Origin of the sequence: Streptomyces sp. H27-H1, assembly GCF_026627445.1 — a bacterium.
Taxonomy (GTDB): Bacteria; Actinomycetota; Actinomycetes; order Streptomycetales; family Streptomycetaceae; genus Streptomyces.
In genome coordinates, this window is the sequence record NZ_JAPNLJ010000011.1 from 32,403 (window position 1) to 59,193 (window position 26,791).

Consider the following 26,791-nt stretch of genomic DNA (forward strand, 5'->3'; position numbering starts at 1 on the left):
CGTGGGCGCCCGGCGCCCCGCCACGGGGTGGGGACGGGGCGGCAAGGAGGGCCGGCCGAGGTCTTCCCTCCCCGCGCGGCTCCTGGAATGCTCCGCCCATGACGCCTCCTCGGATATACCTCGCCGCTGCCGCCCTGAGCGCCCTCGCGCTGGGCGTGGCCGTGGCCAACGGCTGGGGCCAGGACTTCCCGGACGGGGACCGGGGCGACTCCGGCCTCCCGCTCTCGGCCTGGTCCGCGGACTGGCCGACCGCGGAGAGCCACGTCGAGGCGAACGTCCAGCACGCGGACGTGGCGCCCCGGTAGGACGGCGAAATCATCTGGAACCGACCGGCCCGGCTTGGCCTGAACTCACCCAGACCCTCCCCTGACGCGCCCTTAACTTCCCCTGAGACAAGGGGAGTCGGTATAGCGTCGTCGCCGACCGGGACAGGCACGGGGGCTGGAGCTACATGAGTGTCGACGTTCGCTATCGGGTGGAGCGCATCGCGCTGTCCCTGATGTCCGCATCGGGCGTCGTGGTACTGATCGCGGACCTCTTCGGGTGGCTCGACGCACTCGCCCCCGGGGGCGCGCTCCCCAAGGTCACCCTGCTCATCCTGAGTACGGTCACCGTGTTCCTGCTGCTGGAGATCGACCGCCTGCGCAAGCTCGACGTGGTCCAGGACCAGGTCACCGCGCTGGACGAGACCGTCCGCAGCCGGATCTCCGGCCTGGACGAGACCCTCCAGGCGCAGGTCGCCCGCCTCGACGAAACCGTCCAGGCGCAGGTCGCCCGCCTCGACACCGGCTTTCAGGCACAGCTCGCCAAACTGGACATCGACACCGTCGCGCAGCAGCTCAAGCAGGAGAACTACCTCGGCGTGATCCGGGTGCACGGCCAGTTCCCGGACGTGCAGTTCAACGTGTTCGTGGAGGGCGCCACGCAGGAGGTGGCCATCCTGCAGACCTTCATACCCAACCTGGAGCAGCTCCAGCCGTCACTGGAGAAGGCGCTCGTCGACCAGCGGATCCCGGTCCGCGTCATGCTGCTGTACCCGTCCTCCCCCGTGGCGGGGCTGCGCGACGAGGCGCTGCGGACGGTACGGGATCCCGCCTTCGCGGTGGACGTGAAGGCGCGGGTGGAGATGTGCCTGGCCGGGCTCGCGGAGCTGCACAGGGCGGTCGGGCCGGAAGGCCGGACGCTGCTCAGGGTGCGCGTGTACAACTCGCTTCCGTCCATCGCCGTGCACAAGGCCGACGAGCACTTTCTGGTCAGTTCCTTCCTGCACCGCCAGCTCGCGATCGAGTCCGCCCAGATCGAGATCGACGGCGCCGCCACCACGATGGGCCGGCAGGTCCAGAAGGAGCTGGACACGCTGTGGGACATCGGCCGCGACGTGGCCCTGCCCGACTGGCGCGAGTCGCTCCGGAACATCAGCTGGTGATCCCGATCCACGGAAAGGTACGGCCATGCACGACTTGGACTCGGCGGACGTGACGGACGGGGCGGACCGCGCAGACGGGACGGACCCCACCGACGGGACGGACGCGACAGCCGAGACGGAGGAGATGGACGAGAAGACCGGGCTGCACGCGCTGGACGGGTTCGAGAACGCGCTGATCGAGCGCTTCCAGGAGCATCCGGTCCTGGCGGACATCAACCGGCTGCCGGACGAGGACTTCACCGCTCTCCTCCTCCAGCGGCGCTTCGTATCGCTCGCGTTCACCCCGTCCTACGACCTGGCCATCGACCTGCTCGGCGACGAGGAGGGGCTGCGGATCGCGCGGATCATCCTGCGCGAGGAGTACCCGGACCCCCACGGACACGCACCCTCGCACCGCGAGGACATGACGCATGACCTGCGCCGGCTCGGAGTGTCCAGGCAGGCCCTGGCGGCGTCGAGGCCCACGGCCGCCACGAGGCGCGCCATCACCGACACCCTCGAACTGATCGCGGACGCCGGCGGCCGCGCCGACGCCGACCTGCGGCTGCTGACCTTCCTCCGCTTCTGGGGCGAGGTGCTGGTCTCCGTCGAGTACGGGCGGCTGTGGGAACGGATCGGGCCGCTGTTCACGGGTGAGCCGGGCGGCCGCAATCATTCGCGCTTCTACCACCCGCACCTGGTCCACGACGCGAAGACGCATTCGCTCGCGACCGTGTCCATGCTGTCCGACACCCACTCCGACCGGCTGGCCGCGCGGGTGACCGAGCTCCTCTCCCGTACGGGCGGGGTGGCCGGTTTCAAGGAGACGCAGGAGCAGGCGCTACGGCTCAAGGCCGGCTTCTACGATCAGTTCCTGCCCGTGTCGGCCCCGGTGACGACGGTCTGACTAACGGAGGGCCTCGGTCGGATCTGCGAGCGGACCGCGCCCATGCTCGCCACGATGACCAGTGCGATCGCCGCCGCGTCGAGCGCCGACAGCGCCTGGTTCAGGATCAGGAACCCGGCCGTCGCGGCGATCGCGGGCTCCAGGCTCATCAGGATCGCGAAGGTCGGCGCCGGGAGCCTGCGCAGGGCGAGCAGTTCCAGCGTGTAGGGCAGCACCGAGGACAGCAGCGCCACGCCGAGGCCCAGGAGCAGGGTGCTGGGGAGCAGCAGGGCCGAGCCCGCCTCGATCACACCGAGCGGCAGGGACAGTACGGCGGCCACGGCCATCGCCAGCGCCAGCCCGTCCGCCTGCGGGAACCGGCGGCCGGTCCGCGCGCTGAACACGATGTACGCCGCCCACATGCCGCCCGCGGCGAGCGCGAAGGCCACGCCCAGCGGATCGAGGCCGCCGAGGCCGCCTCCTCCGTGGGTGGACAGCAGGACGACTCCGGCCAGCGCCAGCCCGGCCCACAGCAGGTTCAGCAGGCGGCGGGAGACCACGACGGAGAGCACCAGCGGGCCCAGCACCTCGAGGGTGACGGCGGGGCCGAGGGGGATGCGGTCGATGGCCTGGTAGATGAAGCCGTTCATGCCGGCCATGGCCACGCCGAACCACACCACGGTCGACCAGTCGGAGCGGGAGTATCCGCGCACCTTGGGCCGGCAGACGAGCAGCAGCACCAGCGCGGCCGCGGCCAGGCGCAGCGTGACCACGCCCGCCGCGCCCGCCCTCGGCATGAGCATCACCGCGAGGGCGGCACCGAACTGCACCGAGACGCCCGCGGTGACGACCAGGGCTACGGGGCCGAAGCGCGCCCGGAGAGAGCCGTCGGCGGGGGCGGGCGCCGGTGCGGATGCGGGTGCCGGTGCGGGTGCCGGTGCCGTGGGGGTGCTCGTGGGTGAGGCAGGTGCGGGCATTTATCCAGATTAGGGGGTGCGTAAGGACCGTGCGTCCGTGTTTTGCCTTACATCTGGTGTACGTCCCGGTCGGCGGGCGGGGGCGGCGCCGTCCCGGGCAAGCCCTCCGCCAGGACCTCCGCCAGATGACGGGCCCGGGCTCCGGCCAGCTGTGCGATCTGGGTCCGGCAGGAGAACCCGTCCGCCAGCACCTCCGTGCCCGGCCCGGCCGTGCGCAGCGACGGCAGGAGCTGTTCCTCGGCGCAGGCCACCGAGACCTCGTGGTGGCCCGGCTCGAAGCCGAAGTTGCCCGCGAGGCCGCAGCAGCCGCCGCTGAGCTCACCCGTCAGCCCGGCGCGCTCGCGCAGCCTGCGGTCGGGGGCATCCCCCAGGACGGCGTGCTGGTGGCAGTGCGTCTGGCCGGTGACCGGCCGGTCGAGGCGGGGCGGCTGCCAGTGCGGGGCGTACTCCTCCAGGGTCTCGGCGAAGGTCCGGACGGCCGCCGCGAGGCGGTGCGCGCGGGGGTCCCCCGGGAGGAGGGCGGGCAGATCGGTGCGGAGCGCTGCCGCGCAGCTCGGTTCGAGGACGGTGACGGGCCCCTGCGGGGTGCCTACGGCGTCCAGAGTGCGGCGCAGGACCCTGCGGGCGCGGTCGAGGCGGCCGGTGGAGATGTACGTCAGCCCGCAGCACACCCTGCCCGTCGGCAGCACGGTCTCCAGGCCTGCGGCCCGCAGCACCCGCACGGCGGCGTGGCCGGCCTCGGGGGCGAGGTACTCCGTGAACGTGTCGGGCCACACCGTCACGACGGTCCCGGGCGCGGGCCCCGGCTCGGGCGGGGCCCCCGGCGCGAGCCCCGGCTCGGGCACGGGCCCCGGCGCAGCCCCCGGCTCGGGTGCAGGCGGGCCCTGCGGGCGGCTATCCCCTGCCCTCCCTTCCACCGTTCCCCGGGCTGCGCCCGGACCCCCTGGGGCTCCGCCCCGGTCCCCGCGCCTCAATCGCCGGCGGGGCTGTGATTGCCCTACGGGCCATCCAGCCCGCCAGCTCCGGCAGATGGACACGAGACGCCGGCCCAATCCAGCCCCGCCGGCGCTTGAGGCGCGGGGGTCCGGGGGCTGGTCCCCTGGGACGGCGGGGCGGGCGGCGGCGGCCCGGTTCGCGGGGGGACGGCGGTGGGTGAAGGGGGTGACGGCCAGGTGGGGCAGGGGGCGGGCGGGGTTCAGGCCGGGGACTCGGAGGGTTCGGGATGTGGCGTTCACCAGGCGGGCCAGGCGTAGGGCGGCGATCGCGCGGAGCAGCGTCGGCAGGCCGCCGAGGAGGTAGTGGGACAGTGGGCGCAGCCGGCCCGCCCAGTGGTGGTGGAGGAACTCCGCCTTGTACGAGGCCATGTCCACCCCCACCGGGCAGTCGCTGAGGCAGCCCTTGCAGCCGAGGCAGAGGTCCAGCGCTTCGGCGACCTCCGCCGAGCGCCAGCCGTCTCGGACGATCTCCCCGGCCAGCATCTCGTGGAGCAGTCGGGCCCGGCCCCGCGTGGAGTGGCGTTCCTCCCCGGTGGCCCGGTACGACGGGCACATCACCTCCGGCCCTCCGACGTCGGTCGACCGGCACTTCGCCACGCCCACGCAGCGGGCGACTCCGTCGGACAGGCCTCCGCCCGGGAGCACCTCGAAGCGCAGGTTCTCGTCGAGCCGGGCCGGGCGGACCAGGATCCCGGGGTTCATGCCGCCCGCCGGGTCCCAGACCCGCTTGTAGGACTCGAAGAGCCCGATCACCGAAGGCCCGTACATGCGCGGCAGCAGCTCCGCCCGTGCCTGGCCGTCCCCGTGTTCCCCGGACAGGGAGCCCCCGTGCGCGACGACCAGGTCGGCCAGGGCCAGGGAGAAGGCCCGGAAGCGGGCCACGCCACGGGGTGTCATCAGGTCGAAGTCGATCCGCACGTGTACGCAGCCCTCGCCGAAGTGGCCGTACGGGGATCCGTGCAGCCCGTGCTCCGACAGCAGTGCCCGGAATTCCCGCAGGTAGGCGCCGAGCCGGGCGGGCGGTACCGCGCAGTCCTCCCATCCCGGCCAGGCCATGGCTCCCCCTGGCATCCGGGTCGCCGTGCCCGCCGCGTCCTCGCGGATCCGCCACAGAGCCCGCTGCCCCGCGGGGTCGGTGATCAGCAGGCTGTCGACCGCGTCGCAGGACCGTAGGAGCGCGCGGGCCGCGCCCTCGTCGCGCATCTCCGCGAACAGCCACGCCCCGCCCCTCGGGAGCCCGCCGGCCGCCCCGCCGACCAGGTCGGCGGCCATCCCCTCCATGGTCAGCGGCCCGCCCCCGGACTCCGTCCGGGAGGTGCCCCCGGGCAGCAGGCCCGCCGCCGCGTCGGCCGCCGCGCTCTCGTCGGCGTACCCGAGGACGGCCAGCACCGGTGCGGCGGGCAGTTCCACGAGGCGCACCAGCGCCTCGGTCACCACCCCGAGCGTGCCCTCGCTCCCGCAGAACGCCCGGGCCAGCTCGGTGCCCCGCTCGGGGAGGAGCGCGTCCAGGCCGCCGTAGCCGGAGATCCGCCGCGAGAAGCCGTCGGCCATGCCGGTGCGCAGGACCGCCAAATTTCCCGACACGAGCTCCCGCAGCCCCGGCGGCGCGCCCGCCCAGCCGGTGGCGAGCCGGTAGGGGGTGCCTCCGTACGCCGTCACCGCCAGCTCGGCGACGTTGTCGGCGGTGGTCCCCCAGGCCACCGAGTGGGCCCCGCACGCGTTGTTGCCGATCATCCCGCCGAGGGTGCACCGGGAGTGCGTGGAGGGGTCCGGCCCGAAGGTCAGCCCGTGCGGGCGCGCCGCCGCGCGGAGCCGGTCGAGGACCAGGCCGGGCTGGACCAGGGCGGTGCGGGCGGCGGGGTCCAGGGAGACGAGGGTGTTCATGTGCCGGGTCAGATCGAGGACCACCCCGGTCCCGGTGGCCTGGCCGGCGATGGAGGTGCCGCCGCCGCGCGGGACGACCGGGACCCCGGCTTCGGCGCACACCGCGAGCGCGGCGGCCACGTCCTCGGCGTCGCGCGGGGCGACCACACCGACCGGGATCCGGCGGTAGTTCGAGGCGTCCATGGTGGTCAGGGCCCGTGCGGCGGCGCCGAAGTCCACCTCTCCGCGCAGGTTCGCCCGCAATGTCCGTTCGAGTTCACCGGGTGAGGTCACGCCCGACACCCTGCCACTCGTTCCCGGCGCGGCGCGTCATCTCATCGGGTGGACGCGGCTCCAAGGCGTGGACCTGGACCGGATACGCTCAGCCCGTGGCTGAGATCCGGATTCCCGCTGACATCAAGCCCGCCGACGGACGCTTCGGCGCGGGCCCCTCCAAGGTGCGGACCGAGGCGCTGGACGCCCTCGCCGCCACCGGTACCTCCCTGATCGGCACCTCCCACCGCCAGGCCCCGGTCAAGAACCTGGTCGGATCGGTGCGCCAGGGCCTCAGGGACCTCTTCTCCCTCCCCGAGGGCTACGAGGTGATCCTGGGCAACGGCGGCTCCACCGCCTTCTGGGACATCGCGACCGCCGGTCTCATCGAGCGGAAGTCGCAGCACCTCACCTTCGGTGAGTTCTCCTCCAAGTTCGCCAGTGCCGCGAAGTCCGCGCCGTGGCTGGACGCGCCGTCGGTGATCTCCTCCGAGCCGGGTTCGCACCCCGACCCGGTCGCCGAGGCGGGCGTGGACGTGTACGCGTACACCCACAACGAGACCTCGACGGGTGTGGCGGCGCCGATCAAGCGCGTCGCGGGCGCCGACGCCGGTTCACTCGTCCTGGTGGACGCGACCTCGGGCGCCGGCGGTCTGCCGGTGGACATCACCGAGACCGACGTCTACTACTTCGCCCCGCAGAAGTCCTTCGCCTCCGACGGCGGCCTGTGGCTGGCGGCGTTCTCCCCGGCGGCCCTGGAGCGCGCGGCGCGCGTGCACGCCTCCGGGCGGCACATTCCGGAGTTCTTCTCGCTGCCGACGGCGATCGACAATTCGCTGAAGAACCAGACGTACAACACCCCGGCGCTCTCCACCCTCTTCCTGCTGGACCAGCAGCTGGAGTGGATGAACAGCCAGGGCGGTCTGGAGTTCACGACCGGCCGTACGTCGGCCAGCGCGGCCCACCTGTACGGCTGGGCCGAGTCGTCGAAGTACGCCAGCCCGTTCGTCGCGGACTCCGCCAAGCGCTCGGCCGTCATCGGCACGATCGACTTCTCGGACGACATCGACGCGGCCGCGGTCGCCAAGGTGCTGCGCGCCAACGGCATCGTGGACACCGAGCCCTACCGCAAGCTCGGCCGCAACCAGCTCCGTGTCGCCATGTTCCCGGCGATCGACCCGGCGGACGTGCAGGCGCTGACCGCGTGCGTCGACTACGTCATCGAGAACCTCTGACCGACCGGCCCCAACCGGCCAGGACACGCTCCGAAGCCCCTGGTGACCCCTGGTCACCGGGGGCTTCGCGTTGTCCGCGCCCCGCCCGAAGGGATCCTGAGGCAGTCCTGAGGCAGTCCTGAGGCAGTCCTGAACGGGCCCTGAAGGGCGAGGTGCGGCGCACGGCCCGGAACCCCGGGACCTTGGTCCCAAAAATCGGGGCAAAGAGCCCGCAAACGGAGGATCCCAACCACCCGCGCCGCCTGCGGCTTTATGCCGCGGGACCTTCGGCAGGGGCCCCCGCCGACCCCTCGGAGCACCGCAACCAACCGCCCCAGGATGTCCCTCATGTCTGGTGTGCCGGGAACGAACCCCGGCCCGTTCAGGAGGAACCCAATGCGCAAGGCACTTACGTTCTCGGCGATCGCCCTCGCCTCGTCCATGGCCCTGGCCGTCCCCACCGCCGCGTTCGCCGCCGACTCCACGCCGACCCCGCACGACAGTGCGAGCGCGAGCGCCAGCCCCAAGCCGGCCCCGGTGGCCCTGAAGCTGTCGGCCTCTTCGGCCAAGGCGGGCGACTCCATCCAGCTCTCGATGGAGGTGCCGGACGGCTCGACGAACCTCTCCATCTCCTCGAAGGCCCTGAACGACGTCAAGATGACCGACGGGCGCGGCGCCACGGCCACGGTCGCCAAGGTCTCCGCCGGCACCTACGGCGTCTCCCTCACCGGCACGGGCCCCGACGGGAAGAAGATCCAGGCCACCGCGCAGCTCACCGTCAAGTCCGACGCCCCCAAGCCGACGGAGTCCGCCGTCAGCCTGTCCAAGGACAGCGGCAAGCCCGGTGACAGGATCCAGGTCACCATCAAGACGGCGCCGAACGAGAAGAGCGCCTTCGTCAAGTCCGACGCCTTCGGCGGCCAGGTCAACCTGAAGGACAACGGCAAGGGCGTCTGGACCGGCACCGCGGTCGTCTCCAAGAACGTCAAGTCCGGCTACTACGGCGTCGACGCCTTCGCGGGCGGCAAGAAGTTCGACACCGTGAAGTTCACCGCCGACGCCACGGGCGACGTGACCCCCACCCCGAAGCCGAAGCCGGTCGACCCGAAGCACCACAAGACCCCCAAGGGTTCCGTGAACACCGGCCAGGCCCCCCTCGGCTGGGTCCCCTCGGACGCCGCTGACAATGGCTGAGCAGTCCGCCCCTGCCCCCGCCCCCCGCCGGAGCGGCCGCGTACTGCGCGTGGCCGCCCTGGCGGGCGCGTCGGCCCTCACCGCCGCCCTCGTCACCTCCTGCTCCTCCGGCGGCGGTGACACCGCCCCGAACAGCACGGCGGCCGCCAACGCCGCCTCCGTGCTGAAGCCCTCCGTCCCGGACCGCATCGTGATCCCGGACATCGAGGTCGACGCCCCGCTCGACACCGTGGGACTCGACCCCCAGGGCGTCATGCGGGAGCCCGACTTCGCCAAGCCGATGGACGCGGCCTGGTACAAGGACGGCCCGACGCCCGGTGAGAAGGGCGCGGCCGCCGTCGTCGGCCACATGGACACCCCCAAGGTGCCCGAAGCCGTCTTCTACAACCTCAAGAAGCTGAAGAAGGACGAGAGGATCGAGGTCCACCGCGACGACGGCAGTACCGCGGTCTTCGCCGTCGACGAGGTCGACACCTTCAAGAAGGACCGGTTCCCGACCGAGAAGGTCTACGGGGACACCCACGGCAAGGCCGGGCTCCGCGTCATCACCTGCGGCGGCAGCCTCACCGAGGACCGCCACTGGGACGCGAACGTCGTGGTGTTCGCGCACCTCGTCGGCCAGGAATCCGGGAAGTGACAGGTCCTCGCGGGACAGCCCCTACTTGGTGGCGGCGAACCGCATGAGGGCCTGCTCGTCGCCCGGCTTGATCTTCCCGGTCTCGTTGATGACGTGAAGCTTCCAGCCGCCCCCGTCCCGGACCGCCTTGGCCACGGCACAGCCGTTTTCGGTGCCGAGCAGGCTCGGCCAGATGTCGGCGACCTGCTGCGTGCTGCCGCCCGTCCCGTCGTACACCTTGAAACTGATGTTGCGGGCGCTCTGGAAGGAGCTGCCCTTCTTGTACGCGGCGGCGACGAAGACGATGGACGTGACGTTGCCCGGTACCCGGGCGAACTCGACGGTCACCGTCTCGTCGTCGCCTTCGCCGTGACCGGTCTGGTTGTCCCCGCTGTGGAGCAGCGAGCCGTTGCCCATGGGGTCCAGGGAGTCGAGGCCCGCGAGCCGGACCGGGGCCGAGCCCTGCATCGCGATCGCGATCAGGTCCAGGTCGGTCCCGGTCTTCCGCTTGAACTTGCCCATCAGGCCACCGCTGCTGCCCGCGGTGGGGTCCCACGAGACACCGATGGACAGGTGCGTTACGCCGCCCAGGTCCGCGGGGCCGTCTTCCTTGGTCAGCGTGATCATGCGCAATCCTCACAAATAGCAGTGCGATACCGACTCATGAAGTCTGCCTGAAGCCGCTTCGTTTGCGGAGGCGTGGGACTCACGCGATACCTTCAGTGCCTCGGCCTCCGGTGTTCCGTGGATGTCGTACAGGGCAGTACAGCTTGGAGGCAGCGGCGTGAGCGTGCGAGTGACGGCGGCCCAGGACGGCGTGGACCCCTTCGGCACGGCCCGGCTGCGACGCGGGGTGCTCGCCGCCTGGGGCGCCGGCCCGGCCCGCTTCCGTGAGGACGCCAACGCCGAAGAGGACCTGGCGCTCGGCGGGTACCGCGACCGGCTGGTCATCGAACTCGCGCAGAACGCCGCCGACGCGGCCGCCCGCGCCGGGGTCCCCGGCCGGCTGCGGCTCACCCTGCACGCGGGCACCGGCCGGCCCGACGGGCACGCACTGCTCGCCGTCTCCAACACCGGCGCCCCGCTGGACGCCACCGGCGTGGAGTCGCTGTCCACCCTGCGCGCCTCCGCCAAGCGCGACGACTCCTCCGGGAGCGTCGGCCGCTTCGGCGTCGGCTTCGCCGCCGTCCTCGCCGTCTCCGACGAGCCCGCCGTCCTCGGCCGGCACGGCGGGGTGCGCTGGTCGCTGGCCGAGGCCCGGGAACTGGCCCGCGGCGCGGCCGTCGGCAGCTCCGGGCTCAGCGAGGAACTGCGCCGCCGCGACGGCCACGTCCCGCTGCTGCGCCTCCCGTTGCCCGCCGAGGGGACCGCGCCCGAGGGCTACGACACCGTCGTGGTGCTCCCGCTGCGCGACGCCGCCGCCGAGGAGCTGGCCGCGCGGCTGCTCGCCGCCGTCGACGACGCCCTGCTGCTCACCCTGCCCGGACTGTCCGAGGTCGTCATCGAGACCCCGTCGACGGGAGCGGGGGGTGTGCGGACGCTGACCCGCCGCACCGAAGGCCCGTACACCGTCATCGCCGACTCCGCCTCGGACACCAAGCGTTGGCGCACCATCCGCCACTCCGGCCCCATCGAGAAGGCGCTGCTCGCCGACCGGCCCGTCGAGGAACGGCTGCGGCCCGTCTGGGCGGTGTCCTGGTCCGTGCCCGTCGACGCCGAAGGCGCCCCGGTCCGCCCCTCGACCACGGCCGTGGTGCACGCACCGACCCCGACCGACGAACCGCTGGGCATCCCCGCGCTGCTCATCGCGACCCTGCCGCTGGACACCACCCGCCGGCACCCCGCGCCGGGGCCGCTGACCGACTTCCTGGTGGAACGCGCCGCCGACGCGTACGCCGAACTGCTCGGCGCCTGGGACCCGGTGAGCACCGCGCTCGTGGACCTCGTACCCGGCCCGCTCGGCAAGGGCGAGCTCGACGGGGCCCTGCGCGGGGCCATCCTGGGGCGCCTGCCCCGTACCGCCTTCCTCGCGCCGGCCGCCCCGCCCGAGCAGCCGGAGGAGGGCGAACCCCTGGAGCGGGCCGCCCTGCGCCCCTTCGAAGCCGAGGTGGTGGAGGGCGCGGGCGCCGATACCGTACGGGTCCTCGCGGAGGTCCTGCCGACCCTGCTCCCGGCCGGGCTGGAGCGCCGCCCCGAACTGCGCACCCTCGGGGTGGGCCGGCTGCCGCTGGGCGAGGCCATCGAGCGGATCGCGGGCATCGAGCGGACCCCCGACTGGTGGCACCGGCTCTACGACAGCCTCGCGGGCGTGGACCCGGACCGGCTCTCCGGCCTCCCGGTACCGCTGGCCGACGGGCGCACCGCGATCGGGCCCCGCCACCTGCTGCTGCCCGGCGCGCAGGCCTCGCGGGCGGGCACCCCGCAGAGCCTGGCCCGGCTCGGCCTGAAGGTGGCCCACCCGGACGCGGTGCACCCGCTGCTGGAAAAGCTCGGCGCGCTCCCGGCGAGCCCGCGCGCCGTCCTGACCACCCCGCAGGTGCGGGCGGCCGTCGCCGCCTCCCTGGACGCCGGGGAGATCTGGGACGAGGACGCGCTCGACCCCGAAGAGCTGGCCGACATCGTCCTCGGCCTGGTCCGCGATGCCGAGCTCTCCCCCGGCGACGAACCGTGGCTGGGCGCGCTCGCCCTGCCCGACGAGGACGGGGAGCCGACCCCGGCCGGCGAACTGCTGCTGCCCGGCTCCCCGCTGGCCTCCGTGATCCGCGAGGACGAGGTCCCCTACGTGGACGCCGAACTGGTGGAGCGCTGGGACGAGCGGACCCTCACCGCCGTCGGCGTCCTGGCCACCTTCCAGCTCGTACGCGCCACCGACGTGGTCCTGGACCCCGACGAACTGGAGCCCCGTGACGGGGACTTCGCCGAGCCCGACGACGCCGGTCTGCTCGACGCCGTCGACGTGTGGTGCGAGGACATCCTGGACCAGCTCCCCGACACCCCGGTGCCGCCGGTCGCCACCGAGCTGGTCGCCGTACGGGACCTCGACCTGGTCGACGACGACTGCTGGCCCCAGGCGCTGGCCATGCTCGCCCAGCCCCCGTTGCGCGACGCCCTGACCCAGCCCGTGCGGGTCCTGCTCCCGGACGGCACCACCCGCTCCGTGCGCTCGTACACCGCCTGGTGGCTGCGCGACCACCCGGTCCTGGACGGCCGCCGGCCGGCCGGGCTGCGCGCGGCGGGCGGCGACCCGCTGCTGGCGGGCCTCTACACCCAGGCGGACGCCACCGGCTTCGAGGACGAGCAGGTCCTGCGGGCGCTGGGTGTACGCACCACCGTGTCCGCCCTGCTGGAGGAGCCGGGCGGCGCGGCCGAGCTCCTGAGCCGCCTCGCCGACCCGGACCTCGAGGTCGGCGGACGCCAGCTGCACGGCCTGTACGGGGCGCTGGCCGACCTGGACCCCGAACAGGTCACCCTGCCCGACGAGCTGCGCGCGGTCGTGGACGGCGAGGTGGTCGTGGTGGACGCGGCCGACGCGGTGATCGCGGACGCCCCCGACCTGCTGCCCCTGACGGGCGGCCTCCCGCTGCTGCCCGTGGCCCCGGCCCGGGCCGCCGACCTGGCGGAGCTGTTCCAGGTCCGCCGCCTCTCGGAGACGGTCCCGGCGGAGGTCACCACCGAGGGTGAGGTCCACGAGGTCCCCGACCCGGTGCACCAGCTCCTCGGCCCGGCCACTGCGGCGAGCTACGTGGAGCACGAGGAGCTCCTGGCGGGCGGCATCGAACTCGACTGGCGCCGCACCCCGGACGGCACCCTGCACGCCTCCACCCTGGAGGGCGTCGCGGCGGCCCTCGCCTGGGCGGCGGGCCAGTGGCCGCGCCGCTTCGAGGTGGCGGCCCTGCTGGAAGACCCCTCGCGGACGGCGGAGCTGGCCCGGGACCGCTGGTTCGACTAAGGCGCGTCTTCCGGATCAGGCCGCGCCCGTACAACCATCGGGCCGGCCCGGTGGTCCCCCTGGGTGATCGTTGAAGAAATCCCAGGGGGAAGACTTGAACAAGCGCATCGGCACCGCGCTCTGCACCATGACCGCCCTAGCGGTCGTGGTGGCCGTACCCACGGCCGCCCAGGCCGCCGACCCCTTTGCGGGGGCGTTCAGCACGAGCGCTCAGAACGAGAGGGTCGTCCTGTTCTTCGACACCCTGGACGCTCCCAAGGGCCTCAAGGTGATCCTGCGAAGGAAGGGCGGAACGGCGCCCGTCGCCACCCTCACGAACTTCACGCCCGTCTCCCCGCAGGACGCTTGCGAGCCGTCCTGCGGGGACCCCCTGACACACCCCCTCCAGGCCTTCGTGCCGAAGCTCGCCGAGCTCGGCGACTACAGCGTCGACGTGCAGTACACCGGCACCATGGACGAGACCGTCCTGCACAAGGACCGGGCGACACTGAACTACCGCGTCCGGCCGTACTTCCAGAACCTGAAGTCCGCGAACGGAGTGTCCCTCGCGTCCCCCGAGACCGTGGTCTCGGGCGACATCAAGACCTACGACCCCCGCACCGAGTCGACCAAACCCTTCACCGGCACGTTCACGGCCACGACGGGCACCGTCACCACTCCGTTGGCGACGGACGCCGGGGGACACTTCAAGTCCAAGATCAAGGTCTCCGGTGCGGCGCCGAGCGCAGGGCCCGGCGACGACAATACGGACGTCCGTTTCACGGCCGCGCTGGCCGGCATCACGAAGGACGAGCTCCTCCAGGTCCCGGTGACGCCCGTGCAGGCGCACATCGCGCTGGACTCCCCGACCGTGACCGGCCCGTACGGGACGGAGACCAAGGTCAGCGGCGCCGTCACGTGGAAGGCCCCCGACGGCACGTGGCAGCCGGTACCCGCCGGAGCCCTGATCAGCCTGGGCCGGGACGGGGGCAACGGCACGACGGACGACGCCGGCCGGTTCACCGCGCTCGGACACTTCGCCGGGGACGCGGTGTGGAAGGGCGAGGGCGCAACGCCCTGGCTGAACACCGACAAGGCGACCGTCTGGGTGGACAGCACGACCGGCGTCTTCGTGTCCGACCTCCGCGCCGAGATGGACAAGGAAAGGAGGGTGACGGTCACGGGCATGGTCTCCTGGGACGACATCCCGGCCGCACTGAAGTGGCTGCGGGTGGATGTCCAGACCTCCGTCGACGGCAAGACCGGCTGGACCACGCGCGCGGTCATGAACATCAGCTCCCTACTTGCCTCCAGGAGCCCGGAGTCAGCGGCGAAAAGGATTCCCGACCCGGGCACGGGCTTCGTCCGGCTGCGGTACGCCGGCACGCCGGACGTCCACGGCTCCGTGTCACCCGCCATCAAGATCCCCCAGCTGGTCAAGACGGCCGTCACGGAGTTCGACGTAGGCCCCGAGCCCGTCAAGAGGGGCCAGAGGATCACCGTCAGCGGCAAGGTCACCCAGGCGAACCCGACGTGGAAGCCCTACTCCGGCGCGTCCGTCGGGTACTACTTCCGGCCGGCCGGGGAAACCGCCTGGAAGGCCGTGGGATCCTCGACGACCACCGCCGGCGGCAACTTCAGCAGGAGCTGGATCGCCGGCGGGAGCGGATCCTGGAAGGTGCGGTACTGGTCATTCGACACGCTGCACTCGAACTCCCCGTACAGCAGCGAGGACGAGGTCGTCGTCTCCCCGTAGCCACACTCAGCCCACCGGCGTGAGCAGGGCGTCCGCGATGGCCGTGCGGGCGTACAGGACCGAGCGGCCGGCGCGGTGGCCGGTGACCAGGCCCGCGTCGCGCAGGGCCGTGAGGTGCTGGGAGACCGCGGCGGCGGACAGGCCGCTGTGCCGGGCCAGTTGGGTGGTGGAGGCCGGGGTGTCGAGTTCGGCGAGCAGCATCGTCCGGGAGCGGCCCAGTACGGCGGCCACCGCATCGGAGGCCTTGGTGGCGCGGGGCTCCCAGAGGGTGCCGATCCCCCGGGCCGGGTAGGCCAGTTGGAGCGGATCGGGGGCCACCGAGCGGGTCAGGATCCGGGGCCAGGCGAAGGCGGAGGGCACGAGCAGCAGTCCGGCGCCGGTCTGGTCGCGGGTCAGCGCGCAGTGCCTACGGACCATGCGCAGGGTTCCGGAGTCCCAGCTGACGGTGTCGTGGAGCTCGTTGAGGACATGCGCGGAGCCGTGCTCGGCGACCTGCCGGGCCCGGTGGAACACATCGGCTTCGAGGAGCTGGCGGACCCGGGGCCAGTAGGGCGCGAGTGCGAGTTCCCAGTAGGTCTGGATCTCGTCGGTGACCTTCTCCAGTACGGCCTCGGGGTCCTCGTGGAGCAGCCGCAGGCGCGCCGCCGCGCGGTCCGACGGACGGCACTTCGCCGCGATCGTGGCCAGGTCCGCGCGCACGTTCCGCGGACTGCTGCCGCGGATGGCCGCCAGCTCGGCGGCCAGTTCCGGGAAGGGGCCGGCTGGGGTCGGGTTGAGGAAGTCCGCGAGGTAGCCGGCGCCCGGGATCAGGGCGGCGAGCCAGCCCCGGTCCAGGCCCGCGCTCAGCAGCCGGGGCCGTACCTGCGCGGCCCAGCGGCGGTGCAGCGGCGCATCGGCCTCGACGTTCAGCAGCCGGAAGCTGGTGACGACCTCCCACATCGGCGACACCGCGAAGCGGGTCTGCGCCAGGTCGGCTGCGGAGAAGTTCAGTTCGTATTCCATGGCCCTGCCCCCATTGGATTCGGCCCCACCTTAATCAATAGGACCCGCGGCCGTCCCGGCGCAGGCTCCTGCCATGCCCTCCTCCTTCCGCGGACTGCCGCCCCTCGTCTGGACCCTCTTCGCCGGTACGGTCGTCAACCGGCTCGGCTACCTCGTCACCCCGTTCCTGGTCTTCCTGCTCGCCGACCGGGGCATCACCGGATCCGACATCTCCTTCGTGCTCGGCGCGCTCGGCGCCGGCAACCTGCTCGGCCCGGCCATCGGCGGCTTGCTGGCCGACCGGATCGGCCGCCGGCCGACCATGCTGATCGGGCTCGTGGGCTCCGCCGTCGCCCAGGGCGCGCTGTTCCTGGCCCCGGGGATCTGGACGATGGCCGCGGCGGCCCTGCTGCTCAGCACCGCCGGCGCCACCGTCGGGCCCGCCGCGTACGCGCTGCTGGCCGACGCGGTGGACACCGGCTGGCGGCAGCGGGCGTACGCCCTGTTCGGCTGGGGCGTCAACATCGGCACGGCCGTCGCCGGAGTCCTCGGCGGCTTCCTGGCCGCGCACGGGTACTGGCTGCTCTTCGCCGTCGACGCCGGTACGGCGCTCGTCTACGCGACCGTGGTCGCGACCCGGCTGCGCGAACCGGCCCGCACCGCTCCGGCCAAGGCCGCGGGCCTGGGCTACGGGGTCGTCCTGCGCGACCGGCTGCTGCTCGCCCTGCTCCCGCTGCTCGGGATCCAGCTGTTCGTGTACTCGCTGACCGAGGTGGCGCTGCCGCTGGCCGTCCGCGACAGCGGGCTCTCGCCGGCCGTGTACGGGGCCCTGGCGGCGGTCAACGCCGTGCTGGTGGTGGCCCTGCAGCCGTTCGTGACGGCCAGGCTGTCGGGACTGCCGCAACTGCCCGTGCAGGCTGCGGGCAGCGCCCTGATCGCCGCCGGAGTGGCGCTGACCGGCCTCGCGGACTCCGTCACCGGGTACGTGGTCTCGGTGGTGGTCTGGTCGCTCGGCGAGGTGGCCGTGGCCGGGATCGCGGCCTCCCTGGTCGCCGACCTGGCTCCGGCCGACGCCCGGGGCCGCTACCAGGGCGCCTTCAGCTGGACCTGGGGCATGTCCCGCTTCGCCGCCCTCACCCTGGGCGTCGCCCTCTACACCGGGGCCGGGGCGGCCGCCCTGTGGTGGGGCTCCCTCGCGGCCGGCCTGTTGGCCGCGGTGACGATCCTGGGCCTGCACACCCGCATCGAGGCCCGCACGAAGCAGGACCACGGGCTGGCTGCGTAGGCCCGGCCGCAGCACTAGACGGGCTCGATACGGATGGGGTGCGCACCCAGGAGGCGCTTCATGTCATCCACATCGGAGGTGAGTACAGCCACCTCCTCGCCGCGCTGCACACACTGGAGCGCCACTGCGGCAAGGACGGAGTCGATGGCGTATTTGTGACCGTGCAAACCCGCATGCGTCAGAAGTTCCTGCGCAACCGAAGTGAGGGGTTCATCGAGATAGACGACCTCAACCCTCGACAACGTCCAGTCCCATGCCTTGGCCCGCGCCCCAGCCCGCGGGTCCCAGGCTTCCAAGAGAGTAAGTGCCGACGTGACGACACGGATCTCTGCCTGCGATGAGGCTTTGACGAAGAGACCGAGCGTTGCGTCTCCGCGCGTGACCTTGGAGAGGGCCTCGCAGTCGAACACGAACGTGCGGCGGCGCTTGGGTAGCCGCCGCGGGGGGCGAGGGGTCACGCGGCCTGCTCCGACCGATCAGCTCGGGCCTCAGTGGCCTGTTCGGCCTTTGTGGTCTCTTGGACCCGTCGCTCGTCGTGCCAGGCATCGATCGCTGCGATGCGGTCGATCACAGCCTCGTAGGCTGCGTCATCGTAGGGGCCGTACTCCGTCTCCAGCATGTCTGCGAGTTCACCCAGCTTTTCCCCCGCGTCCCTGCGCGCTGCCGCTTCGGCGATCCACGCCGACACACCCCGCGCGTCCACCCGGGACCGGATCGACTCCAGGAGCTCTTCAGGCACGGTGATCGTGATCTTCTTCGTGGCCATACATCGAGTATGACTCGCCTGCGAGGGGCCCGTCCAGCCCTCGAAGAGGTGAAGCCGCCGACCGCCTACGCCGGGAACCTGCGGTCCACCCAGCGGAAGGTGAACTCGATGAGGACGGCCGCGACGGTGGCGATGGCGACGGCGGTCCACGGCATCACCGTTCCCTCCAGCTTGAGCTGGAAGAAGTCCTGGAGCCAGGGCACGACGAGCACGATCAGGAACGCCCCGCCCATCGCGCCGACCAGTCCGACCCGCCACCACGTGTACGGGCGGGCGATGATCGCCAGGACCCACATCGAGGTCAGGAACAGCGCCAGCGTCGCCGCGCTGGTCTCGGCCTTGAGGGCGTCGGGGCCGGTGTAGTGGTGGCGGGCGATCACGTACGTCACGAAGGTGGCGACGGCGGCGACGACCCCGCCCGGAATCGCGTACCGCATCACGCGTTTCACGAAGTGCGGCCTGGCCCGCTCCTTGTTCGGCGCGAGGGCCAGGAAGAAGGCCGGGATGCCGATGGTCAGCGTGGACAGCAGTGTCAGATGGCGCGGCAGGAACGGGTACTCGACCTGGGAGCACACCACCAGGACCGCCAGCAGCACCGAGTAGACCGTCTTCGTGAGGAAGAGGGTGGCGACGCGGGTGATGTTGCCGATGACCCGGCGGCCCTCGGCCACCACCGACGGCAGGGTGGAGAAGCTGTTGTTCAGCAGCACGATCTGGGCCACGGCCCGGGTCGCCTCCGATCCCGAGCCCATGCTGACGCCGATGTCGGCGTCCTTGAGCGCGAGCACGTCGTTGACCCCGTCGCCGGTCATCGCGACCGTGTGGCCCTTGGACTGGAGGGCGGCGACCATGTCCCGCTTCTGCTGCGGGGTGACCCGGCCGAAGACCGCGTTCTCGTCGAGGACCTTGGCCATGCCTGCCTGCTCGGCGGGCAGATCGCGGGCGTCCACGGTGTTCTCGGCGCCGGGCAGGCCCAGCTTGCCGGCGACCGCGCCGACCGACACGGCGTTGTCCCCGGAGATGACCTTGGTCTTGACCCCCTGGTCCTCGAAGTAGCGCAGGGTGTCGGCGGCATCGGGGCGCAGCCGTTGCTCCAGGACGACGAGGGCGGTCGGCCTGACCCCGGTGGCCACGGCCGGGTCGTCGAGTTCGCGGGCGGCCCGGCCGAGCAGGAGGACCCGTAGGCCCTGCTCGTTGAGCTCGTTGATCTCCTCCAGGGCCGGGTCGCCGGCCGGGAGCAGTACGTCGGGGGCGCCGAGCAGCCAGGTGTTGTTCTCGCCGTCGCCCTCGCTGAAGCTGGCGCCGCTGTACTTGCGGGCGGAGGAGAAGGGCAGCGATTCGGTGCAGCGCCACTCGGCGCTGTCGGGGTAGGCGTCGATGATCGCCTGGAGGCTGGCGTTGGGGCGCGGGTCGCTCTCGCCGAGGGCGCCGAGGACCTTCTTGACGTACGCGGCGTCCGCGCCGCCGAGCGGGCGGCACTCGGTGACGTCCATGCCGCCCTCGGTGAGGGTGCCGGTCTTGTCGAGGCAGACCACGTCCACGCGGGCGAGCCCCTCGATGGCGGGCAGCTCCTGGACCAGGCACTGCTTGCGGCCGAGCCGGATGACGCCGATGGCGAAGGCGACGGAGGTGAGGAGTACGAGGCCTTCGGGAATCATCGGGACGATGCCGCCGACGGTGCGGGCGATGGCGTCCTTGAGGTTGTTGTCCTTGACGATCAGCTGACTGATGATCAACCCGATGGAGGTCGGGATCATCATCCAGGTGACGTACTTGAGGATGGTGGAGATGCCGGAGCGCAGCTCGGAGTGGACGAGCGTGAAGCGGGAGGCCTCTTCGGCGAGCTGGGCGGCGTAGGCCTCGCGGCCGACCTTGGTGGCGGTGAAGGCGCCGCCGCCGGCGACGACGAACGAGCCGGACATCACCGGGTCGCCGGGCTTCTTCAGGACGGGGTCGGCCTCGCCGGTGAGGAGCGATTCGTCGATCTCCAGGCCGTCGGCCTCGCCGACGAGCCCGTCGACGACGACCTTGTCGCCGGGGCCGAGCTCGATGACGTCGTCGAGGACGATCTCGGAGGTGGAGATCTCGGCGGTGCGGCCGTCGCGGCGGACGCTGGGCTTGGCCTCGCCGATGACGGCGAGGCCGTCGAGGGTCTTCTTGGCCCGCATCTCCTGGATGATGCCGATGCCGGTGTTCGCGATGATCACGAAGCCGAAGAGGCTGTCCTGGATCGGCGCGACGCAGAGCATGACCACCCACAGGACGCCGATGATGGCGTTGAAGCGGGTGAAGACGTTGGCGCGGACGATCTCCGAGGTGGAGCGGCTGCTGCGGACGGGCACGTCGTTGACGGCTCCGCGGGCGACGCGCTCGGCGACCTCGGCGGTGGTCAGGCCCGCCGGCTTGAACCGGGGGGCCGGCGGCTTGATCGGGTGTACGGGATCCAGCTCGGCCCCCGCGTCGATGGCGGTCCCGGCGGCCGCGCCACTGCCGCCGCCCGGCTCCGGCCCATCTGCTTCGATCCTCGCCCGCTGCGTCATGCTTTCGACGGTAAAGGGCGATTCAACCCCGCACCCGCCGAGAAGTACGAAGATCCGACTTCCGGATGAGCCAAATCCTCCTCCGGTAGCCCCTTACGGGCTACCGGACGCCCCGGAGGGGGACGCGGGATGCCCGGACGAGCCCGCGCAGCGGACCGCCAGGGGCGCGGGGCGCTGCGCGACCAGCCACAGCCTGCCCGCGATCCGAAAGAGACGGCCTAGCCTGCCCGGGGTGCGGGGCCGGCCTGTTCCCCCTCGTTCCCCGCGGCCAGCGCATCGGCGTGGCGCTTCAGCGCCGCATCGCGACCGCGGACGTACCAGAGGCCGACCAGGCCGAGGACTCCGCCGAGCGCGCAGGTCCAGACCCACCACAGCATGCCCCGGTCAGCGAACCACCCGCAGAAGGGGAGCTGGAAGAGGAAGAGGGCGAACCACAGGATCGTGCCGCCGGTCACGGTGGCGACGATCGGACCCTCAAGGGGCTCGGGGGCCTCGTGCTGCGCAGTCCATTTCGCCATGGGGCCAAGTCTAGGCCGGTCGGCGGAGGGTCTACGCGCGGAGATAGACGCCCCTTCGTTCATGTGTTCATACTGAAACGGTTTGGGCTTGGCCCGTTTTCATCGTACGAAACCACCACTGAGGACCAGGACCCCCATGAGCACGTCGGCCCCCGTGGACCGCTACTTCAAGATCTCCGAGCGCGGCTCGACCATCGGCCGCGAGGTCCGCGGCGGCTTCGCCACCTTCTTCGCGATGGCCTACATCATCGTGCTGAACCCGATCATCCTGGGCAGCGCGAAGGACATGTACGGGCACCAGCTCGACGGCGGCCAGCTGGTCACCGCCACCGTCCTGACCGCCGCCTTCACCACCCTCCTGATGGGTGTGATCGGCAACGTCCCGATCGCACTCGCGGCCGGACTCGGCGTCAACACCGTCGTCGCCCTCCAGCTCGCCCCGCGCATGAGCTGGCCCGACGCCATGGGCATGGTCGTCCTGGCCGGCTTCCTGGTGATGCTGCTGGTCGCCACCGGCCTGCGCGAGCGGGTCATGAACGCCGTCCCGCTCGGCCTGCGCAAGGGCATCGCGATCGGCATCGGCCTGTTCATCATGCTGATCGGCCTGGTCGACTCGGGCTTCATCACCCGGATGCCGGACCTCGCGCACACCACGGTCCCGCTCCAGCTCGGCGGCAACGGCCACCTGCACGGCTGGCCCGTCCTGATCTTCGTGGTCGGCGTCCTGCTGACGCTGACCCTGATCATCCGCAAGACCCCCGGCGCGATCCTGATCTCCATCGTGGCCATGACCGTCGCCGGCCTCGTGGTCCAGCTGATCACCGAGCTCCCTGCCACGGCCTGGGGCCTGACGGTCCCGGAGTGGCCGGGCAACCCGGTGGCCGCGCCCGACTTCGGCCTCATCGGCCAGGTCAGCCTGTTCGGCGGCTTCGGCAAGGTCGGCATGCTGACCGGCGTCCTCTTCGTGTTCACCGTGCTGCTGTCCTGCTTCTTCGACGCGATGGGAACCATCCTGGGCGTCGGCGACGAGGCGAAGCTGACGAAGCCGGACGGCTCCTTCCCCGGCATCAACCGGGTGCTGTTCGTGGACGGCATGGCCGTCGCCGCGGGCGGCGCCTCCTCCTCCTCGGCCACCACCTGCTTCGTGGAGTCCACCGCGGGCGTCGGCGAGGGCGCCAGGACGGGCTTGGCGAACATCGTGACGGGCGGCCTCTTCGCCGTGTCGCTGTTCCTCACGCCGCTCGCCACGATGGTCCCCTCACAGGCCGCCACCCCCGCCCTCATCGCGGTCGGCTTCCTGATCATGGCCGGCTCGGTCAGGGACATCGACTGGAACGACTTCACCATCGCCGTCCCGGCCTTCCTGGCCATGGTGATGATGCCGTTCACGTACTCGATCACCAACGGCATCGGCATCGGCTTCGTGGCCTTCTCCGTGCTGCGGCTGGCGACCGGCCGGGGCCGCGAGGTCCCGGGGGCCATGTACGTGGTCTCGGCGGTCTTCGTCTTCTACTACGCGATGCCGGCGCTGGGCCTCACGTAGCCCCTCGGCAGTACCCGCGGTCGGAACCCACAAGTCGGAACCCGGAGAGGTTCTACGGGCTCAGGTGAGCCCGTAGAACCTCTCCGTCTCGTCGACGGCCGCCTTGAAGCGTTCGTCGAAGTCGTCGCGAATGAGCGTCCGGACCACATAGTCCTGGACGCTCATTCCTCGTTTGGCGGCATGAGTCCGGAGCCTGTCGAGGAGCTCCCCGTCTATGCGCATGCTCAGCACATGTGTCCCCATGCCGAAAGAGTCGGGGCACAGGGCATGGACGCGTGTCACTTTCCGGAGCCGACTCACCCGTACGAGTGACACCGGATAATGGTGTTCCTTAGGAAGAGTAATGAGTTACTCTAAAGAACATGCATGACCTTTCCCATGGCGACGACGCCTCCGCCGTGAACGACCTCCGCTCCGCCGTCATGCGGCTGGGCCGGCGCCTCAAGCATCAGCGCGTCGACGAATCGCTGAGCCCGACCGAGATGTCGGTCCTCGGCACCCTCGCCCGCTGCGGCCAGGCCACCCCCGGTGAACTGGCACGGCGCGAGCACGTGCAGCCGCCGTCCATGACGCGCATCGTCGCGTTGCTGGAAGGCAAGGGACTGGTCACGCTGGAACCGCACCCCGACGACCGCCGCCAGAAGGTGGTCCGCCAGACGGAGGAGGCCGAAGCGATGCTCGAAGAGAGCCGCCGCAAGCGCAACGCCTTCCTCGCCGGGCTAGCGGCCGAGCTGACCGAGGACGAATGGGCGAAGCTGCGCGAAGCCGCGCCCGTCCTGGACAAGCTCGCGCACCTATAGGAACGACGCCAGGAGGCGAACCTTTTGAGTACGGGACCCGGAGCAGACTCCGCCCCCGGCCACACATCCACCACTACGCGCACGCCGGGCACCGCCAAGAGCACCAACTCGATGTTCAGCTCGCTGAAGATCCGGAACTACCGGCTCTTCGCCACGGGCCAGGTCGTCTCGAACACCGGCACCTGGATGCAGCGCATCGCCCAGGACTGGCTGGTCCTGTCGCTGACAGGATCCGCGTCCGCGGTCGGCATCACCATCGCGCTGCAGTTCCTGCCGATGCTGCTGTTCGGCCTCTACGGAGGCGTACTCGCCGACCGGCTCCCCAAGCGGCCGCTGCTGCTCTGCACGCAGACCGCCATGGGCCTCACCGGCCTCGCGCTCGGTGTCCTCACCCTCGCCGGCCACGTCAACGTCTGGCACGTCTACCTCGCCGCCTTCCTCCTCGGCCTGGTCACCGTCGTGGACAACCCGGCCCGGCAGACCTTCGTCTCCGAAATGGTCGGCAAGGACCAGGTGGCCAACGCGGTCAGCCTGAATTCGGCCAACTTCCAGTCCGCGCGACTGGTCGGCCCCGCCATCGCCGGTGTCCTGATCACCGCCGTCGGCTCCGGCTGGGCCTTCCTGCTCAACGGCCTGTCCTTCGCGGCCCCGATCGTGGCCCTGCTGCTGATGCGGACGCGCGACCTGCACCAGGTCGAGGTACAGCCGCGCGCCAAGGGCCAGCTCCGAGAAGGCCTGCGGTACGTCGCCGGGCGCCCCGATCTGATCTGGCCGATCGTGCTCGTCGGATTCATCGGCACCTTCGGCTTCAACTTCCCGATCTGGCTGTCGGCCTTCGTCAGCAAGGTCTTCCACGGCGACGCGGGCACCTACGGACTCTTCAACACCCTGATCGCGGCGGGCTCCCTGGCGGGCGCCCTGCTGGCGGCCCGGCGGGGCCTGTCCCGGCTGCGGCTGCTGGTCGCGGCGGCGGTGCTCTTCTCCTTCCTCCTGCTGGTGACGGCCTTCGCACCGGGGTTCTGGCTGTTCGCGGCGCTTCTGGTACCGCTCGGGGTCTTCGGCCTGACGGTCAACGTCACCGCCAACTCCAGCGTCCAGATCGCCACCGACCCCGAGATGCGGGGCCGGGTGATGGCCCTGTTCATGATGGTCTTCACCGGCGGCACCCCGATCGGGGCTCCGCTGGTCGGCTGGATCACGGACACCTACGGCGCCCGGATCGGCATGGCCGCCGGCGGAGCCGTATCGCTGGCCGCGGCCCTGACCATCGGGCTCGTCCTGTCCCGCGTGGGCAACCTCCGACTCAGCGTGACCCGCCGCGGCGTGACCTTCGTCCCGGCCACGCGCACCCGCGAACTGGTCACGGCGGCCTGACCCGGCCGGGGGCTGGATTGCCCACAGGGCGATTCCGGCCCCCGGCCGGCCCTGGGCCCTGCCGGGCGCGGCCGGGCCGCCACGGCCCCGAGGCCTCCGGCAACGGAGCCCCGCGCGGACCGCATCGCTAGGCTCGGCGCATGAGACTCTTCGCAGCCGTCATGCCCCCGGCGAAGGCCGTCGCAGAGCTGGCCGAAGCCGTACGCGGCCTCCACGACGACCGCCTGCGCTGGACCGCGGAAGCGAGCTGGCACTTCACCCTCGCCTTCATGGGCGAGGTCCAGGAAGAGCTGCTCCCCGAGCTGCACACCCGCCTGGCCCGCGCGGCCACCCGCTCGGCGCCCTTCCCGCTCCGGATCCACGGATCCGGCCACTTCGGCCACCGCTCCCTGTGGGCCGGCGCCGCCGGGGATCTCGACGCCCTGCGGATGCTGGCCGAGCGGGCCGACGCCGCCGCCCGGCGCTCCGGGGTGTCCATGGACCAGCACCACCGGTACACCCCCCACCTCACCCTCGGCCGGCTCCGCGACGAGGCCGACGACGTACGCCCCTACCGCGACGCGCTGGCCTCCTTCGAGGGCGCCGCCTGGCAGGTCGGGGAGCTGAGCCTGGTCAGGAGCAATCTGCCGGTCTCCGGTGTACCCGGCGAGCAGCCCCGGTACGAGGTGGTCGGCTCCTGGGAACTGGGAGAGCCCGCCCCTCCGTACGAAGGGCGGGCTGGGTCGCGTTAGGCTCGACGGGTGGATCCCAAGACCAGAAACCGCGTCATGGCCGGTGTGCTCGTGCTGATGTTCGTCGTCGTCGCCGTGGCCGCCGCCGTCGGACAGTAGGCCCGCGCCCCTCGGGCGGCTGCCCGGCGGCTACCAGGCGAACGCCTCCGGAGCCGCCCCCGGCCCCGGGAAGACCTCGTCCAGCCCCGCCAGCACCTCGGGCGACAGCTCCAGCTCCACCGCCCGCAGCGCGGACGCGAGCTGCTCCGGCGTGCGCGGTCCGACGATCGGGCCCGTGACCCCGGGCCGCGTCAGCAGCCAGGCCAGGGCGACCTCGCCGGGCTCCAGTCCGTGCTTGTCGAGCAGGTCCTCGTACGCCTGTACCTGCGCCCGTACGGAACTGTTCGCGAGGGCCTCCGCCGAGCGCCCCGTGGCCGTCCGCCCCGACTCCGCCGACTTGCGGATCGCCCCGCCCAGCAGCCCGCCGTGCAGCGGGGACCACGGGATGACCCCGAGCCCGTACGCCTCGGCGGCCGGGATGATCTCCAGCTCCGCCCGTCGCTCGGCGAGGTTGTAGAGGCACTGCTCGCTCACGAGGCCGAGCCGGCCGGAGCGCGCCGCGGCCTCGTTGGCCTGGGCGATCTTCCAGCCGGGGAAGTTCGAGGATCCCGCGTAGAGGATCTTGCCCTGCTGGATCAGGACCTCGACGGCCTGCCAGATCTCCTCGAAGGGCGTCAGCCGGTCCACGTGGTGGAACTGGTAGACGTCGATGTAGTCGGTGTTCAGGCGCTTGAGGCTGGCGTCGACGGCCCGCCGGATGTTCAGCGCCGACAGCCTGTCGTAGTTGGGCCAGGGGTCGCCCTCCGCGGCCATGCTCCCGTAGACCTTGGTGGCGAGCACCGTCTTGTCACGGCGGCCGCCGCCCTGGCCGAACCAGGTGCCGATGATTTCCTCGGTACGGCCCTTGTTCTCACCCCACCCGTACACATTGGCCGTGTCGAAGTAGTTGATTCCGGCGTCGAGGGCCGTGTCCATGAGGGCATGGCTCTCCGGCTCGCCCGTCTGGGGGCCGAAGTTCATGGTGCCGAGGACAAGTCGGCTGACCTTGAGACCGGTGCGTCCGAGCTGCGTGTACTCCATGGGCACCTAGCCAACTGCCTGGAGTGC

At 71.8% G+C, this 26,791-nt stretch carries 23 protein-coding genes; 13 read left to right on the top strand and 10 right to left on the bottom strand.

Annotated elements, in window-relative coordinates:
- Positions 1 to 98: 98 nt before the first annotated feature.
- The 3 genes from OTB20_RS14295 to OTB20_RS14305 all read left to right on the top strand — a co-directional run bounded on the left by OTB20_RS14295 (position 99) and on the right by OTB20_RS14305 (position 2,312).
- Positions 99 to 305: a hypothetical protein gene (locus OTB20_RS14295; protein WP_267761793.1), complete on the top strand. Its 207-nt coding sequence runs from the start codon at positions 99 to 101 to the stop codon at positions 303 to 305.
- Between the two features lie 146 nt (positions 306 to 451).
- Positions 452 to 1,426 (top strand): hypothetical protein, encoded by a 975-nt coding sequence (locus OTB20_RS14300; RefSeq protein ID WP_267817646.1) that lies wholly within the window; start codon positions 452 to 454, stop codon positions 1,424 to 1,426.
- A gap of 25 nt (positions 1,427 to 1,451) precedes the next feature.
- A complete protein-coding gene (locus OTB20_RS14305; RefSeq protein ID WP_267817648.1) occupies positions 1,452 to 2,312 on the top strand; it encodes a hypothetical protein in 861 nt (286 codons plus the stop codon).
- On the opposite strand, the gene OTB20_RS14310 is transcribed toward OTB20_RS14305, so the two are convergent.
- Positions 2,273 to 3,268 (bottom strand): EamA family transporter, encoded by a 996-nt coding sequence (locus OTB20_RS14310; protein ID WP_267817650.1) that lies wholly within the window; start codon positions 3,266 to 3,268, stop codon positions 2,273 to 2,275. The genes OTB20_RS14305 and OTB20_RS14310 overlap by 40 nt on opposite strands.
- A gap of 47 nt (positions 3,269 to 3,315) precedes the next feature.
- A complete protein-coding gene (locus tag OTB20_RS14315; RefSeq protein WP_420716394.1) occupies positions 3,316 to 6,420 on the bottom strand; it encodes an FAD-binding and (Fe-S)-binding domain-containing protein in 3,105 nt (1,034 codons plus the stop codon).
- 95 nt (positions 6,421 to 6,515) lie between these two features.
- Between OTB20_RS14315 and serC the strand changes: the two genes are divergently transcribed.
- From serC to OTB20_RS14330, 3 genes are all read left to right on the top strand, one after another.
- Positions 6,516 to 7,634 (top strand): phosphoserine transaminase, encoded by a 1,119-nt coding sequence (gene serC, locus OTB20_RS14320; RefSeq protein WP_267761477.1) that lies wholly within the window; start codon positions 6,516 to 6,518, stop codon positions 7,632 to 7,634.
- A gap of 375 nt (positions 7,635 to 8,009) precedes the next feature.
- The gene (locus tag OTB20_RS14325; protein WP_267817651.1) at positions 8,010 to 8,807 is read left to right on the top strand and encodes a hypothetical protein; all 798 of its coding nucleotides are present in this window, start codon (positions 8,010 to 8,012) and stop codon (positions 8,805 to 8,807) included.
- A complete protein-coding gene (locus tag OTB20_RS14330; protein ID WP_267817653.1) occupies positions 8,800 to 9,444 on the top strand; it encodes a class F sortase in 645 nt (214 codons plus the stop codon). Before OTB20_RS14325 ends, OTB20_RS14330 begins: the two co-directional genes overlap by 8 nt.
- 21 nt (positions 9,445 to 9,465) lie before the next feature.
- On the opposite strand, the gene OTB20_RS14335 is transcribed toward OTB20_RS14330, so the two are convergent.
- Positions 9,466 to 10,050, bottom strand: a complete 585-nt coding sequence (locus tag OTB20_RS14335; RefSeq protein ID WP_267761470.1) for a TerD family protein — start codon at positions 10,048 to 10,050, stop codon at positions 9,466 to 9,468.
- Between the two features lie 121 nt (positions 10,051 to 10,171).
- Here OTB20_RS14335 and OTB20_RS14340 point away from each other — a divergent pair, with 121 nt between their 5' ends.
- Both OTB20_RS14340 and OTB20_RS14345 read left to right on the top strand, forming a co-directional pair.
- The gene (locus OTB20_RS14340; RefSeq protein ID WP_420716395.1) at positions 10,172 to 13,372 is read left to right on the top strand and encodes a sacsin N-terminal ATP-binding-like domain-containing protein; all 3,201 of its coding nucleotides are present in this window, start codon (positions 10,172 to 10,174) and stop codon (positions 13,370 to 13,372) included.
- 94 nt (positions 13,373 to 13,466) lie between these two features.
- Positions 13,467 to 15,107, top strand: coding sequence for a hypothetical protein (locus OTB20_RS14345; RefSeq protein WP_267817657.1), 1,641 nt, complete (start codon positions 13,467 to 13,469; stop codon positions 15,105 to 15,107).
- 6 nt (positions 15,108 to 15,113) lie between these two features.
- Here OTB20_RS14345 and OTB20_RS14350 read toward each other — a convergent pair whose 3' ends face one another.
- Positions 15,114 to 16,109, bottom strand: coding sequence for an ArsR/SmtB family transcription factor (locus OTB20_RS14350; protein ID WP_267817659.1), 996 nt, complete (start codon positions 16,107 to 16,109; stop codon positions 15,114 to 15,116).
- Between the two features lie 73 nt (positions 16,110 to 16,182).
- Here OTB20_RS14350 and OTB20_RS14355 point away from each other — a divergent pair, with 73 nt between their 5' ends.
- Positions 16,183 to 17,373 carry an MFS transporter gene (locus OTB20_RS14355; RefSeq protein ID WP_267817661.1) on the top strand — a complete coding sequence of 397 codons (1,191 nt, stop codon included), beginning with the start codon at positions 16,183 to 16,185 and terminating at the stop codon, positions 17,371 to 17,373.
- 14 nt (positions 17,374 to 17,387) lie between these two features.
- On the opposite strand, the gene OTB20_RS14360 is transcribed toward OTB20_RS14355, so the two are convergent.
- The 4 genes from OTB20_RS14360 to OTB20_RS14375 all read right to left on the bottom strand — a co-directional run bounded on the left by OTB20_RS14360 (position 17,388) and on the right by OTB20_RS14375 (position 21,197).
- Positions 17,388 to 17,831: a hypothetical protein gene (locus OTB20_RS14360; protein ID WP_267817662.1), complete on the bottom strand. Its 444-nt coding sequence runs from the start codon at positions 17,829 to 17,831 to the stop codon at positions 17,388 to 17,390.
- Entirely contained in the window at positions 17,828 to 18,139 is a 312-nt protein-coding gene (locus OTB20_RS14365) for a hypothetical protein (protein ID WP_267817663.1), read from the bottom strand. The genes OTB20_RS14360 and OTB20_RS14365 overlap by 4 nt, the downstream gene beginning before the upstream one ends.
- Before the next feature lie 65 nt (positions 18,140 to 18,204).
- Positions 18,205 to 20,679: a cation-translocating P-type ATPase gene (locus OTB20_RS14370; RefSeq protein WP_267817664.1), complete on the bottom strand. Its 2,475-nt coding sequence runs from the start codon at positions 20,677 to 20,679 to the stop codon at positions 18,205 to 18,207.
- 218 nt (positions 20,680 to 20,897) lie between these two features.
- Positions 20,898 to 21,197, bottom strand: coding sequence for a DUF2530 domain-containing protein (locus OTB20_RS14375; protein ID WP_267817665.1), 300 nt, complete (start codon positions 21,195 to 21,197; stop codon positions 20,898 to 20,900).
- Between the two features lie 136 nt (positions 21,198 to 21,333).
- Between OTB20_RS14375 and OTB20_RS14380 the strand changes: the two genes are divergently transcribed.
- Entirely contained in the window at positions 21,334 to 22,740 is a 1,407-nt protein-coding gene (locus tag OTB20_RS14380; protein WP_267817667.1) for an NCS2 family permease, read from the top strand.
- Between the two features lie 60 nt (positions 22,741 to 22,800).
- Here OTB20_RS14380 and OTB20_RS14385 read toward each other — a convergent pair whose 3' ends face one another.
- Positions 22,801 to 22,983, bottom strand: coding sequence for a ribbon-helix-helix protein, CopG family (locus tag OTB20_RS14385; protein WP_267761025.1), 183 nt, complete (start codon positions 22,981 to 22,983; stop codon positions 22,801 to 22,803).
- A 119-nt stretch (positions 22,984 to 23,102) separates the two neighbouring features.
- On the opposite strand from OTB20_RS14385, the gene OTB20_RS14390 reads away from it, so the two are divergent.
- From OTB20_RS14390 to thpR, 3 genes are all read left to right on the top strand, one after another.
- A complete protein-coding gene (locus tag OTB20_RS14390) occupies positions 23,103 to 23,540 on the top strand; it encodes a MarR family winged helix-turn-helix transcriptional regulator (RefSeq protein WP_267817669.1) in 438 nt (145 codons plus the stop codon).
- A 24-nt stretch (positions 23,541 to 23,564) separates the two neighbouring features.
- Positions 23,565 to 24,914 carry an MFS transporter gene (locus OTB20_RS14395; RefSeq protein ID WP_267761019.1) on the top strand — a complete coding sequence of 450 codons (1,350 nt, stop codon included), beginning with the start codon at positions 23,565 to 23,567 and terminating at the stop codon, positions 24,912 to 24,914.
- 140 nt (positions 24,915 to 25,054) lie between these two features.
- On the top strand, positions 25,055 to 25,645 hold the full coding sequence (gene thpR, locus OTB20_RS14400) for an RNA 2',3'-cyclic phosphodiesterase (protein WP_267817671.1): 591 nt from the start codon (positions 25,055 to 25,057) through the stop codon (positions 25,643 to 25,645).
- A 129-nt stretch (positions 25,646 to 25,774) separates the two neighbouring features.
- Here the strand turns inward: thpR and OTB20_RS14405 are convergent, their stop codons facing one another.
- Positions 25,775 to 26,764 (bottom strand): aldo/keto reductase, encoded by a 990-nt coding sequence (locus OTB20_RS14405; protein ID WP_267817673.1) that lies wholly within the window; start codon positions 26,762 to 26,764, stop codon positions 25,775 to 25,777.
- Between the last annotated feature and the right edge of the window lie 27 nt (positions 26,765 to 26,791).